General features: G+C 68.9%; 13 protein-coding genes. 5 read left to right on the top strand and 8 right to left on the bottom strand.

What is annotated here, in order from left to right; all coding sequences use genetic code 11:
• Nucleotides 1-89 precede the first annotated feature (89 nt).
• The 4 genes from GA0074694_RS20570 to GA0074694_RS31830 form a co-directional block, all read right to left on the bottom strand.
• The gene (locus GA0074694_RS20570) at nucleotides 90-1,295 is read right to left on the bottom strand and encodes an ARPP-2 domain-containing protein (protein WP_218105755.1); all 1,206 of its coding nucleotides are present in this window, start codon (nucleotides 1,293-1,295) and stop codon (nucleotides 90-92) included.
• Entirely contained in the window at nucleotides 1,292-2,728 is a 1,437-nt protein-coding gene (locus GA0074694_RS20565; RefSeq protein WP_218105754.1) for a hypothetical protein, read from the bottom strand. The genes GA0074694_RS20570 and GA0074694_RS20565 overlap by 4 nt, the downstream gene beginning before the upstream one ends.
• Before the next feature lie 485 nt (nucleotides 2,729-3,213).
• On the bottom strand, nucleotides 3,214-3,822 hold the full coding sequence (locus tag GA0074694_RS20560) for a TetR/AcrR family transcriptional regulator (RefSeq protein ID WP_091460888.1): 609 nt from the start codon (nucleotides 3,820-3,822) through the stop codon (nucleotides 3,214-3,216).
• The gene (locus GA0074694_RS31830) at nucleotides 3,822-4,079 is read right to left on the bottom strand and encodes a hypothetical protein (protein ID WP_176737953.1); all 258 of its coding nucleotides are present in this window, start codon (nucleotides 4,077-4,079) and stop codon (nucleotides 3,822-3,824) included. The genes GA0074694_RS20560 and GA0074694_RS31830 overlap by 1 nt, the downstream gene beginning before the upstream one ends.
• Here GA0074694_RS31830 and pdhA point away from each other — a divergent pair.
• Genes pdhA through GA0074694_RS20545 form a run of 3 tightly spaced genes read left to right on the top strand, consistent with a single transcriptional unit; the run spans nucleotide 3,997 to nucleotide 7,449 of the window.
• Nucleotides 3,997-5,136 carry a pyruvate dehydrogenase (acetyl-transferring) E1 component subunit alpha gene (gene pdhA, locus GA0074694_RS20555; RefSeq protein WP_091460886.1) on the top strand — a complete coding sequence of 380 codons (1,140 nt, stop codon included), beginning with the start codon at nucleotides 3,997-3,999 and terminating at the stop codon, nucleotides 5,134-5,136. The genes GA0074694_RS31830 and pdhA overlap by 83 nt on opposite strands.
• Nucleotides 5,133-6,128: an alpha-ketoacid dehydrogenase subunit beta gene (locus tag GA0074694_RS20550; protein WP_091460883.1), complete on the top strand. Its 996-nt coding sequence runs from the start codon at nucleotides 5,133-5,135 to the stop codon at nucleotides 6,126-6,128. The genes pdhA and GA0074694_RS20550 overlap by 4 nt, the downstream gene beginning before the upstream one ends.
• 13 nt (nucleotides 6,129-6,141) lie before the next feature.
• Nucleotides 6,142-7,449, top strand: coding sequence for a dihydrolipoamide acetyltransferase family protein (locus GA0074694_RS20545; RefSeq protein WP_091460880.1), 1,308 nt, complete (start codon nucleotides 6,142-6,144; stop codon nucleotides 7,447-7,449).
• Nucleotides 7,450-7,833: 384 nt separating this feature from the next.
• On the opposite strand, the gene GA0074694_RS20540 is transcribed toward GA0074694_RS20545, so the two are convergent.
• Nucleotides 7,834-8,346 (bottom strand): transposase, encoded by a 513-nt coding sequence (locus GA0074694_RS20540; RefSeq protein ID WP_342670955.1) that lies wholly within the window; start codon nucleotides 8,344-8,346, stop codon nucleotides 7,834-7,836.
• Nucleotides 8,347-8,423: 77 nt separating this feature from the next.
• Here GA0074694_RS20540 and GA0074694_RS20535 point away from each other — a divergent pair, with 77 nt between their 5' ends.
• Nucleotides 8,424-8,801 (top strand): FG-GAP repeat domain-containing protein, encoded by a 378-nt coding sequence (locus GA0074694_RS20535; protein WP_091460877.1) that lies wholly within the window; start codon nucleotides 8,424-8,426, stop codon nucleotides 8,799-8,801.
• A gap of 151 nt (nucleotides 8,802-8,952) precedes the next feature.
• On the opposite strand, the gene GA0074694_RS20530 is transcribed toward GA0074694_RS20535, so the two are convergent.
• Nucleotides 8,953-10,047: a serine hydrolase domain-containing protein gene (locus GA0074694_RS20530; RefSeq protein ID WP_091460874.1), complete on the bottom strand. Its 1,095-nt coding sequence runs from the start codon at nucleotides 10,045-10,047 to the stop codon at nucleotides 8,953-8,955.
• Nucleotides 10,048-10,454: 407 nt separating this feature from the next.
• On the opposite strand from GA0074694_RS20530, the gene GA0074694_RS20525 reads away from it, so the two are divergent.
• Nucleotides 10,455-10,610, top strand: coding sequence for a hypothetical protein (locus GA0074694_RS20525; RefSeq protein WP_245714823.1), 156 nt, complete (start codon nucleotides 10,455-10,457; stop codon nucleotides 10,608-10,610).
• A gap of 136 nt (nucleotides 10,611-10,746) precedes the next feature.
• Here GA0074694_RS20525 and GA0074694_RS20520 read toward each other — a convergent pair whose 3' ends face one another.
• Nucleotides 10,747-11,244, bottom strand: coding sequence for a DinB family protein (locus GA0074694_RS20520; protein ID WP_091460872.1), 498 nt, complete (start codon nucleotides 11,242-11,244; stop codon nucleotides 10,747-10,749).
• A gap of 158 nt (nucleotides 11,245-11,402) precedes the next feature.
• On the bottom strand, nucleotides 11,403-11,924 hold the full coding sequence (locus tag GA0074694_RS20515; protein ID WP_141714219.1) for a hypothetical protein: 522 nt from the start codon (nucleotides 11,922-11,924) through the stop codon (nucleotides 11,403-11,405).
• Nucleotides 11,925-12,242 lie beyond the last annotated feature (318 nt).

The raw sequence follows: 12,242 nt of genomic DNA, 5'->3' as shown, positions 1-12,242 counted from the left end.
ACTGGTCGTCGTGTGCCGTGACGTTCTGTGCCACCGTGTCGTCGGCGCGGGGCGTCGAGGCAGCGGGTCACAGGACGGTGAGGGCCGCGTCACCCCCTGCGCGACGTGGGCCGCTTTCTCGTCGCGTCGTCGTGCGGTTTCCGGGCATGGTTGCGGCAGGCGTCGATGATATCGGGTCGGAGCAGGTGGCCGAAGCCGGCGTTGTCCAGACGTAGCGCGATTCCCTGACGGTCGGTGCCGAGGGCGGTCGCGGTGGCGTCGAGGTTCCAGTCGTGGGCGGCGAGTCGGGACAGCAGGTACCCACGACGGGTCTGGGCGGCCGACAGCCGGAACGTCTTGAGGTAGGCGAGTTGGCCGGTGTCGTCGGTGATCATCTCGCCGATGTGGTTCTCGGTGACGGGGTCGAGGGCGGGCCGGAAACGGGACAGGGTGAAGCGTCCCATCCGGTACACCGGTGTGACCGTGAGGCGTTGCGCCGTGAGCAGCCCACCGGCCATGACGGTGTGGAAGGCCGCCCAGTCGGCGCGGGCCTGGGCGAGTTGTGCGCGCAAATCGGCGACGCTGGCGACGACGCTGTCGTCGAGCCGGGCGGTGAAGCCGGGCGCGGCCCGGTGCAGGTGGGCGTAGTGGAAGACCAGCTCGCCGTAGAAGTCCTGCAACAGGGTCGGGTGCAGGGCGCGGTAGTCGTCGGGGTGGCTGACGACGAATGCCGCGGCCAGGGTGTCGGCGACGTAGAGCACCATTCCGCACTGGTCGGGGTAGATTTCGAAGACGCGCAGCGCGTCGTCGAGGCCGGGAACGGCCGTGCCGGTGTAGCTGGCCTCGACGCGCGGGGACAGGCCGCGGGTGACGGCGTGGCGGGTCCATTCCTGCCAGGCGACGGGCGGCCCGCCGAACTGTAGGGCGAGGTAGCCCTCCATCGCCAGGTGCAGCGGCAGGAAGCGGAGCCGCTGCCTGCCGTCACGGTGGGCCATGCGGTGCCGGATCGCCAGGCGGATGCCGGTGGGGTCGCCGGTCGTCGCGGGGTCGCGTAGCTGGGTGCCGTAGGCGGCGGCGGGCGTGTCGTCGGTGGTCCAGGTCGCCACGAACGCGTGGGGCACGTAGGAGACGTACGCGCTGCGCGGCCCGGTGTGCACGATCGACAGTTCGTCGGGGTCGTAGAGGCGGGCGTGCAGGCGCAGATCCGTGATGGGTGCGGGTCGCAGCAGCGGCACCAGGCGTACCGCACCCCACGTCTGGTCGGGGGCGACGGTCAGCCCGGTCAGGTCGATCCCATCCATGGCGGTGGCGGTCATGTCGACTCCCGGACGCCGGAGTCGTCGGTGAGGAACCGGTCCACCCGGTCCGCGAGGTGGCGACGCAGCTCGTCGAAGCCGGCGCCCCCGGTGGCGAAACGGGCCAGCTCGACGAGGGCCGCGACGTCCTCGACGTCGCGCACGCCGACGGTGGCCACCCCGGAGGCGAGCCGCCGTACGTCGAAGGTGTCGGCGTCGTAGACCGGGTTGAGGTGCACGATGCTCGTGCGCCGGTCGGGGTCGAGGCGGGTACGCCACACCCGGAGCACCTCGGCGGCCTGTCCGGGCGGGGCGTTGTCCCAGCCGTCGGAGACGATGACGAGCCGCTCGGGTCGCTGTTCGAGACCGTCGAGGATGCGCTCACCGAGCCCGGTCGCTCCGCTGGGGTGCACCAGCAGCGGGTCGCCGCGGTGGGCCAGCCACAGTCCGGTGTACTCGGCGGCGAGCGCCTCCAGCAGGTAGTGGGTGGCGAGGGCGACGGCGAGGGGCCGGCGACGTTTGACCCCGGAGCCGGAGGCGGAGTAGCTGTCGTCGAGGACCGCCACGACCCGACCCCACGAGCCCGCCTGTCGACGCGCGGCGCGACGGGCGGCCGCCCGCAGCGCACCGGTCAACTCCTCGCGGCGTCGTTTCCGCTCCGGTCGGGACAGCGACAGCGCGTAGACGGCGAGGCGGGTCAGTGGCACGGTGGCGAGGTCCATGGCGACCGCGCCTACCTGGTGCCGCGCGGCGGCCGACTGCAGCCGCAGCCGCTCGCCGTCGGTGAGCTTCGGCGCGATGCCGGTCAGGAAGCGGGCCCGGTCGATGCCATGCTGGGCGGCGAGCCCCTCGGCGACCGTGTACGGCAGCTCGTACAACGCGCGCTGTTCGTAGTGGGCGCGCCGCCACGCATCCAGGAGCGGCGTCTCGTACCGCCCGGGGCGACGCCAGTCGAACAGCACGGTACCCACCTCGCCGGGCAGCGGCAGGTGGGCGTGGCGGGCCGCGACCGACAACGACCGGCGGTACTTGACCGCGTCGAACGCCAGACCGGGCCGGCCAGCCACCCAGTCGCGCACGATCGCCCTGGTCCGTCGGTTGTTGATGCCCAGCCGGCGTAGTTCACGGAACACCGAGTACACCCGTTGGGGCGGCAGTAGCCGCAGCCGCGCGGCGATCAGCCGCCCCTCCACCGCCCGCTGCTCGGGGCTCGCGGTCGACGCGGTGCGCAGCAGGTTCGTCACGACCATCGCCGCGTTGAGGTGGTTGATGTCCAGGGCCGCCGTCGCCGCGTAGAGGTCCCGGTAGTTGCCCAGCACGTACTCGTGCAGGAAACCCAGCGACATCCGCTGCGCGTCCGCGCCACCGTGGAACTCGCGCTGGGCCGTGGAGGCGATGGCCGCGTTGACGAACATGAGCACGTCCTCGCACGCGACCTGATCCGACAGCGACACGACAGCGACCCAGCTTCCTCGACGGGCGGCCCGGACGCCGGCCGGGGAATGAAGGCACGAACTGCGAAGTGTCGCTTCAATGCGGGTTCCGGAAGTCGCGACCAAGTCCCGCGGCCGGCGCGGCCACCATACCGTCACGATCACCACGGACGCCACGAGTAATCGCCGCAGCGGCCGGGCCTACCCGGCTGTGGGCATTGCCGTGCTGTCCGCAGCGCGGCACCGTCGCACTCCGGTCGAACGCTCGAACTGTATCTTCTGCGACACGCCAGACGGTTGGTACTGCAACGGCACTGAGCGCGCCGAGTGCTGCTCGTGTCCGTTGGTCATCGTGTGACGAATGTTGATGTCGACCGGGGCATGCGGAGCTGGATCGGCTCCATGGTCGGATCGGACCAGCGCCGCGCCGAACCAGCCCACCATCAGGGAAGACGCCGCCTGAACCAGCTACTGCCGGAGTACCAGAACCTCAACCGCGGTTCATCTCAAGTCGCGGTGGGAGCGTCGCCGAGCCCCAGGTGCGCGAGCGAGGCGATGGCGTGCCCGCGCGCCTCGGCCCAGGTTGGCGCGGCCCGCAGACCGAGCAGACGCTGACGGTGCGGTTCACCCAGCAGGAGAGTGAACAGCGCACGCGCCAGGTCGGGATCCGGCTCAGGGAGACGTTCGCCGAGTGCCCGAATGTAGGACTCGGGGCCGTCGCGGTAGAACCGTTCGGCCAGCTCGGGAAAGGCGTGCGCCTCGGTGACCATCAGCCGGTGCAGCCCGATCGCCTCATCGGAGTGCAACACGGAGACGATCTTGGTCGCGAGCTCGACCAGGGTGTCGTCCTCGCCACCGGCCGGACCAAGGGTGCGCTGGCGAAGCCGCTCGACAGCGGCAACGAACATCTCGGTCCGGTCCCCGAAGTAGCTGTAGATGGTGCGCTTGGCGACGTGAGCTGTCGCGGCCACATCGTCGAGCGAGACCTGACCGAACCCGCCTGCGACGAACAGGTGCACTGCGGCATCCAGGATCTCGTCGCGCCGCCGGGTCCGTTCCGCCTCGGTCGGGCGGCCCCGCTTGCGACGGGGCGCCTGCGGTGGGCTGGCGCTCATCAGGTTCCTCTCATCGACAACCGGTCGCCACCGACCCTATAATGAAACGGACTACGTTTCATTGTCTGGTCGGTGTTGATCTCAACCAACGTTGGGACCTTAACGTCGGCCCGCAGGGGCGCCACGATCGACTCATCCGTCGGCTGCGGCACGCCCAGGCGAGAAGGAGACCACATGCCCTCGAGCACACCGGCCAGAACGGCTGCCCGGACCACCAAGTCCACGACGGGGAGCAAGCCCAGGACCTCGGCGAACACAGAGCCGCAAACGGTGAGTGACGAGCAGTTGCTGGCGTTCTACCGGCAGTTGGTGCTGATCCGCCGGTTCGAGGAGCGCGCCGCCCGCGCCTACACCGAGGCGAAGGTCGGCGGTTACTGCCACCTGAACCTTGGTGAGGAGGCCACCGTCGCCGGTCTCATGGCCGCGCTCGACGACTCTGACTACGTGTTCGCCAACTACCGGGAGCACGGGTACGCGATCGCCCGCGGCATCGGCCCAGAACGGGTGATGGCCGAGCTGTACGGCCGCACCGACGGTGTATCGCGGGGGTGGGGCGGGTCGATGCACATGTTCGACATCGCAGCCCGGTTCATGGGCGGGTACGGCATCGTCGGCGGCCAGTTACCACTCGCGACCGGGGCCGCGCTGGCCATTGACTACCGCGGCGGATCCGAAGCGGTGATGTGCTTGATGGGCGACGGCACCACGAACATCGGCGCCTTCCACGAATCCCTCAACATCGCCGCCCTGTGGAACCTGCCGATCGTCTACGTCGTGATCAACAACGGACTCGGCATGGGCACCACCGTCGAGCAGTCGTCCGCCGAACCCGAACTACACAAGCGCGCGGCCTCCTACCGGATGCCCGCAGCCCGCGTGGACGGCAACGACCCAGTCGCCGTCCACGGAGCCGCCAAGGCCGCGTTGGCCAGCGCCCGGGCCGGAAAGCCGTACCTGCTGGAGGCCGTCTCCGCCCGCCTCAAGGGGCACTCGGTGGTGGATCCGGCGAAGTACCGCAGCAAGGAGGAAGCCGAGGCGTTGAAAGCGGCCGATCCCATTGCGGCCTACGCCGTCCGACTCCATGGTCAAGGGCTGCTGACGGACGAACTGATCGCCGAGATCGACGCCGAGGCCGCCGCCACGGTTGCCGCTGCCGCCGAGTTCGCCGATGCCAGCCCGCACCCGGGGGTGTCGACATTGTTCGACTACACCTATGCGACTCCGGTGCCAAACGATTCCCGTCGGCTGCCCGGCGACGCGCTCTTCCCCGCCGCGCCGCGGCCGACCGCCCAGCCGATCGGAGCTTCGGCATGACTGTGATCACGTACCGGCAGGCGCTGCACGATGCTCTGCGGTCGGAGATGCTGCGCGACGAGAACGTGTTCTTGATCGGTGAGGAGATCGGCCTGTTCGAGGGCTCGTACAAGATCACCGCCGGCATGCTCGCCGAGTTCGGCCCGAAGCGGGTGCGGGACACCCCGATCGCCGAGGAGGGCTTCATCGGCGCCGCGATCGGCGCCGCCATGCTCGGCTTGCGGCCGGTGGCGGAGATCATGACGATCAACTTCTCACTGCTCGCTCTGGACCAGATCGTCAACCACGCCGCCAAGATCTACGGCATGTTCGGCGGCCAGGCGAAGGTGCCGATGGTCATCCGCACCCCGGGCGGCGGCGGGCAGCAGCTCGGCGCCACCCACTCGCAGAACATCGAGCTCTACTACGCCTTCGTCCCCGGCATGAAGGTCGTCGCCCCCTCCAACCCTGCCGACGCGAAGGCGCTGATGCTGGCCGCGATCCGCGATGACGACCCCGTCCTCGTGTTGGAGAACCTGGCGCTCTACAACACCAAGGGCGAGGTACATGACGAGGACCTACCGGCCGAGATCGGCAAGGCAAAGATCACCCGCGAAGGTTCCGACATCAGCGTCGTCGCCTACTCCCGGATGGCGGCGGTCGCACTCCAGGTAGCCGAGCAGCTCGCCGAGAGTGATGGGATCGATGTCGAGGTGGTCGACCTACGCAGCCTCCGCCCGCTGGACCGGGAGACGATCATCGCCTCGGTCCAGAAGACGAACTGCGCCGTCGTCCTCGAAGACGACTGGCTCACCTACGGCATCGGCGCCGAGATCGCCGCGACCATCTCCGACGGCGCCTTCGACTGGCTCGACGCCCCCGTCCGCCGCGTCGCGATGGCCGAGATCCCACTCCCCTATTCCAAGCCGCTTGAGACCGCGGCTCTGCCCTCCGCCGACGACGCGATCACCGCTATCCGCCAAACCCTCGACGCCGTCGCCCGGCGCCGCTGATCGGAGACCTTTCATGATCGACATCCTCATGCCGCGCCTGTCCGACACCATGGAAGAAGGCGCCATCTCCATCTGGCACAAGCAACCCGGCGACCCGGTCGCCGCCGGCGACATCCTCGTCGACATCGAGACCGACAAGGCCGTCATGGAGTACGAGGCCTACGAGAGCGGCACCCTGGCCGAGATCCTCGTCCCCGAAGGCCAGAACGCCGCCATCGGTACCCCCATTGCCCGCCTCAACGACGGATCTGGCGACGAGACCGTCATCCTCACGCAAGGGGCGCACGCCGAGTCGGCCGTCCCCGAACCAGCAGATAGTCACGACGCCACCGATGCTCCGACACCGGCTGCTGCGGAACAATCACCCGCACCCGCACCCGCGGCGACCGCGGTGAAGCCGGAGCACCGGGCCGCGACCCCGTTGGTACGCAAGCTCGCGCGGGAACGCGGCATCGACCTGATCAGCGTCACCGGCACGGGCCCCGGTGGTCGGATCGTCCGCGCGGATCTCGACGCCTTCGAATCGGAGCCGACGCCTGCACCGATTGCCAACGAACCGGCCGAGGCCGGATCGCCTCCCCCTGCCGCGGCCGGTGTCGCAGCACCGTCCGCGCCGGACGGGCGTGAACCGACCACGGTGCCGTTCGATCCGGTGCGACAGGCGATCGCGAGGCGGCTTACCGAGAGCGCGACAACCATCCCGACCTTCACCGTGACTGCATCCGCCGATCTGGAGGACCTCCTCGCGCTCCGGGCGCAGCTGAACACCGCACTGCACGGTGCCGGACGCAAGGTGACTGTCAACGACCTCATGGTGCGGGCGGTCGCGCTCGCCCTACGCGAGCACCCCGGCGTCAACGCGTCCTACTCCCCCGAGGGCCGTGGCCAAACCCTGCTGCACGGGCGGGTCAACATCGGCATCGCCGTCACCTCCCCGGCCGGGCTCATGGTGCCGGTGATCCGCGATGCCGACCGGACGTCGGTCACGGCGATCTCCGCGCAGACCCGAACTCTGGCCGACAAGGCGGCGAACCGTACGCTGAACACGGCCGACATGGCCGACGGGACGTTCACCATCAGCAACCTCGGCATGTACGGAGTCGAGCACTTCACAGCGATCATCAACCCACCCCAAGGTGCGATCCTCGCCGTCGGTGCCGCGACACCGGAGCCCACGCTCTCCGGGACGATGCTGGAAGCGCGGCACCGGATGCGATACACGCTCACCGCCGACCACCGCATCATCGACGGCGCCCTGGCCGCGCAGTTCCTCGCCACCCTCACCGACCTGCTCGAGCATCCGCTGCGGATCGTGGCGTGACCGGAATCGTGGCGTGACCGGCGTCGTGGTGACCGGATCGACCGGTCAGATCGACTCGTGGACACTCGCCCCACTGGTCCGGGCCGGGGACGACGTGTTCGGTTGCGGAATGCCACAAGCAAGGATCCTGGCTGTCGTTTCGGTCAGGTCGGACCCCTTGTGATCTTGCCGCACCCGGAGGGACTCGAACCCCTGACCTTCTGATCCGCGGGCCGCGCACCACGCCAACTCACCACACCTACGGCCGCGGCAGCGCTCAGGGATCCTGTCACCACTGGCCGCAGCGCCCTGGTGACCGCGGATGCAGATCGACTCAAGGTCATGAGTATTCCGTCGACCGCAGCCGTTGACGGGGCTGTCTGGTCTAGCCCCAACGCCGCTCGGTTAAGGTCCGGCGGGTGTTTCGCAATGGTTTGTGATGATGTCGATTGCGATGGTGGCTTTGTAGCTACGCCGGTCTATGTTGGGTCCGCGGGCTTGGTACTTGGAGTTCGAGCGTTTGATCATCCGGGTTTTCACCCGGATCCGGCGGTCGGGTAGCAGGTGGGCCAGGACCACGCGGCCGATGGCGCCGACCAGGTCGATGACGGTGTCAGCGATGACGCCGGCGGCGTTGGTGATCTGGTCGCGGGCGGTGTTCAGGGCGATGGTGAAGCTGGCCCGGTCGGGGCTGGTGGCGGGCTGGCTGTCGGTGGCATCGGTCATAGCGGTGCGGAGGACCTGGTAGACGGTGAGCAGGGCGTAGATCTCCTGGTCGATGCCGTCGGGGGTGCGGGCACGCAGGACCCGGCCGCCGAGGATGCTGGATTTCAGCTCCAGATAGGCGGTTTCGATCTCCCATCTGCGGTGATACAGCTTCATCAATTCGCCGGCGGGATGGGTGTGCGGGTCGAGCAGGGTCGTGCTCAGCGGCGGCCAGAAGGTGGGATGGATCGCTGTGGCACTACCTGAACACCGGCAGCTTCACCGGAGGAATGTTCGCTGCCGGTCAACGGGTCGGTGAGGGCTGGACCGGGTATCTGGCGGTGCACGTCGTCGACCTCGATGGCGACGGACCTGCGGATGTGCTCGGTGTCCTGGCGGACGGGACGCTTGCCGCCTTCCGCAACCTGGGCGTGACGAACGGACATGCCACGTTGGGACCCCGAGCTTCGGTCGGCCACGGCTGGAACCCCACCATGCTGCCCGTCCCGACCGACCTGAGCGGCGACGGTCGCGCCGACCTGATCTCGATCGACGGGGAGGGCAGGCTCCTCACGAACATCAATGCCGGCCGCTTCGCCAACGGGTTGATGTTTCCGACGACGGCAGCACACGGCCCGGGCTGGCAAGGAACCCTCTTCCTTCGCTGACGGCCTGCCTGAGTCGGGCAACGCCGACGAGTTCCATGCGCGGCGGCGACGCACCGCCTGGTCCGGGCGGCGGGGTGCAGCTCGTTCGAGCTGCACCCCGCCGCCAACCTGAGGACCGCAGGTGTTGACGGCCCGCCACCGCTGCGGGCGCTCAGTCCTCCCCGACCACGGCCAGGTTGTCACCGAGTACGGTAGCGATCTCGGCGGCTCGGGAGTGGTCGTCCAGCCGGCGGGTGAGGTAGGCGCAGGAGTGGTGGTGGTGGAGCGACCACCAGGCAGCGGAGCCCCCGATACCACCCTTGGCGATTTTGCCGCGATCACGGAGCAGGCCAAGCGTCCAGGTGAGTCTGGTACCGAAAACCTGGTCATGGCCGGTGACCTGCGAGGTGAGCAGTTCGGTGTGCAACTGCGGGCCGAGCAGCTCGCCCAGGGGCCCCTGTTGACTGGTGATGAAGGAGAAGAAGCGGGCCATGGCGGTCGCGGTCGTATGGAGGTTGGCCGCGGCGAACACCGTCTGCCGCCAGGCGCGGGAGTTGGTCCGGCGGGTGTCCAACGCGCCGTCGGGGATCTGAAGCCACGGTGCCGCGTGCAGTTGCCGCGGCCAGTCCGGTCTGGCGTACTCGAGGTCGGCGACACGTTCGAGTTCAGTGTCCGGCACCCCGAACCAGGCGTCGAGAGCGAGCGCGGGTCGCACGACGCTGTCGAACACCTCCTGGAGGCTACGTCCGGTGGCGGCGCGGAGGATCCCGTCGATGAGGTGGCCGTAGGTCAGTGCGTGCTCCCCCAGCGCGGTGCCCGGGGCATACTCCGGCGCCGTCCTCGCGAGACTTTCCCGTAGCCCGGCATCGTCGAGCAGATCCAGGTTCGCGGCCTCCTGCGGGAACCGAGGCTGCCCCGCCTGGTGGGTGAGCACCTGACGCAACGTGGTCCGCTCCTTGCCCTTCACTCCGTACTCTTTCCAGTACGCCGCGACGGGCTCGTCAAGCCCCAGCGCACCGTCGCGGACCGCCACCAACGCGGCGAGCGTGGCGAACGTCTTCGACAGCGAGTAGGGCTGAACCAGCGTGTCATCGCGCCACGGGCGCTGCCGCTCCACATCAGCCCATCCCCCGCTGAGCCGAACCACCTCTCGACCGTCCCGCCACACCGACACCCCCGCGCCGGTTTCCCGCCCCTCGTCGACCAGGCGCTGGAACACCTCCCGTACGGCGTCGTACCCCTCTTCGGTGAACCCTTCGACCTTCAAGCTGTCCGCCTCCCCGTCTTCATGGACCGCCAGCGGCGTCGGTACGGCCCGCGCCAGCCAGAGGACGCGCGTCGGCAGGGCCAGCAGCGACGCGCCGGAGGGTACGGGCTTGATGGCAACCGCCTAATTACCCTACCCCCGTAGGGTAAGGTGGACAATCGACATCCGGCGCTCTCTGCTTGCTCGACGAACTCGGTGAGCGTGCAGGTCCGGGGAATCGGTATGACCGTCGTAGACTGCGCGCTCGTGGAAGATCCAGTTGTGCTCGGCGAGGTCACCTGTCCGTCCGGCGAGCTCATTCTGATGGACGGCGGCCACCTCGCGCTCTGGTCGGGCGACCGCTCCCCGGAGGAGACTCGGCGTTTGACTTCCGCCCCCACTCCCACCACTGGCAGGTGATGGCAGGTGTGCGCGCCTCCGAGTACGAGGCGGCCACCATCACGGTCGGCGGCGCCGAAATCATGATGGCCATGACCTCGGTTGGCGACGGCGCTTTCCCGGTACACCTGGACCTGGACGCTTCAGGCGTCCCGACCGCCGTCCGTATCACCGTCGACGAGTAAGGACTGAACGCGGTCGCCGCACCGACGTCGTCGCCGTGAGGCGGCCCATCTTTCTCCCCATGTCGGGACGTCGGCAGCCGCATTCCCAGTGACAGTGCGCAGCGCGCGACTCGCGGCATGAGCGGACGTCCGCGCGCTACTCGTTGACGAGCTGCTCTCGAAGAATGTCTGCGTGCCCACAGTGCTGGGCGAGCTCGCGCAGCACGTGGAGATACACCCATCGCAGCGGAAGCGGGCCCCGCCGGTGCCCCCGAAGGATGTCGTCCAGCCCCAGGGACGACGTCGCATGGCGTGATGCTTCGCAGGCTTCGCGGTGTGCGTGTTGAACGGTCGCGATCGTGTCGTCGTCATCGAGGATGAACGACTCCTCGGACGTCGCAGGGATGCCGATCTCAGCGCGCGACCGGCCCGTGACGGCCTCGTCAAACCAGACCTTCTCGACGAAAGTAGCGTGCTTCACAAGACCCAGCAGCGTCGTCCGGGAGGCCACCAACGGTCGGCGCACCTGTTCCTCTGTCAGCCCGTCCAAGCAGCCATTGAGCGCGCCGCGGTGCTCGTCGAGGAACGCCTCGAACTGCGCACGGGCTGGCTGTGCAACGACATGGTCGGCGAAGGTAGGCGGGTAGGAAGGCATGGACGGAGCATTCCAGACCGTCGCCCAGGAGCAACCAGCGGACATCGGCACGAGAGGTCGGCTGCCTTGTCGGTCTCGCAGGTGCGGCCCTGATGCCCCCCAGGCGGCACGAGCGGATGGCCCGGGATCTCCGGCACGCCGGCTACGGCGAGCAGCACTCAGGGAAACAACAGCAGAACGCAGCCGAGGACGGCGACCACCCCGCACGACAGCAGGACGACTATGACGAGACGCGGGAAGTCGGCGTCCTCGTTGCGGCCCAGGGGACTGAGCAACCAGACCAGCGGTGTCCAACCGAGTACGACGATGCTCAGCGTTGCCCAGGTGATGACCATGATGTGGCCGAGGTACCGCTCGGTGAGGGCAGCACCCTCGACGCCCCACACCTCGATCACCTTCCCCGACCGGTGCAGGCCGCTGGCGGTGAAGGTGACGACACCCACCGGCCGGTCGGCGCCGGCCGGGGTGAAGGCGCCCTCGCAGTTGTGGCCGGTATACGACCCCTCGTAGTCGGTCTGCTGCCAGCAGTCCTCGACGACGACCGTCCCGGCCGGCGGGCCCAAGCCGGTCGCGGCGATCAAGTACGGCACCGCCACGGCCCAGAGCAGGAAGGCCGCGCCGGCCGCCCATACCGTCGCCGCGAGAAGCGCGCCGACCCGTCGTCCCAACGGTTTATCCACGCCGATCATCATGTCTCATCGATGCACGAAGCCACCGGGCCGAGGGGCATAGGCGCGCTCGTGGCCCCCACCCCACACGCCGGGGAGTCAAGCGGGCGAGGGTGCGTTCCGAAGGACGGAGGTCGATCCTTCCTCAGGCACCACGCCGGGGCCGCCGTGAGAAGAAGATCCCGGGATCGTGTCGTATCGAGGCGCAGCCGCTCGTGGAGCGGGTGTCCGTCAGCTGGCCGGGCCGCCGCCACACGAGGAGTCGGGCTACCTGAGCTGGCCGGCGGTCGGGCCCGCCTGAACCTGGCGCCGGAATGCCACGTACACCGA

The sequence above is a fragment of the Micromonospora inyonensis genome, assembly GCF_900091415.1.
In the GTDB taxonomy this organism is placed as follows: Bacteria; Actinomycetota; Actinomycetes; order Mycobacteriales; family Micromonosporaceae; genus Micromonospora; species Micromonospora inyonensis.
The sequence above is the reverse complement of the archived record's forward strand: the minus strand, read 5'-3'. Positions and strand labels throughout refer to the sequence as shown.

What these genes read in the sequence shown, in the direction of transcription:
- GA0074694_RS20570 (WP_218105755.1), bottom strand. Translation starts at nt 1,295, where the DNA reads ATGACCGCCACCGCCATGGATGGGATCGACCTGACCGGGCTGACCGTC.
- GA0074694_RS20560 (WP_091460888.1), bottom strand. Translation starts at nt 3,822, where the DNA reads ATGAGCGCCAGCCCACCGCAGGCGCCCCGTCGCAAGCGGGGCCGCCCG.
- pdhA (WP_091460886.1), top strand. Translation starts at nt 3,997, where the DNA reads ATGCCCTCGAGCACACCGGCCAGAACGGCTGCCCGGACCACCAAGTCC.
- GA0074694_RS20550 (WP_091460883.1), top strand. Translation starts at nt 5,133, where the DNA reads ATGACTGTGATCACGTACCGGCAGGCGCTGCACGATGCTCTGCGGTCG.
- GA0074694_RS20545 (WP_091460880.1), top strand. Translation starts at nt 6,142, where the DNA reads ATGATCGACATCCTCATGCCGCGCCTGTCCGACACCATGGAAGAAGGC.
- GA0074694_RS20535 (WP_091460877.1), top strand. Translation starts at nt 8,424, where the DNA reads ATGTTCGCTGCCGGTCAACGGGTCGGTGAGGGCTGGACCGGGTATCTG.
- GA0074694_RS20520 (WP_091460872.1), bottom strand. Translation starts at nt 11,244, where the DNA reads ATGCCTTCCTACCCGCCTACCTTCGCCGACCATGTCGTTGCACAGCCA.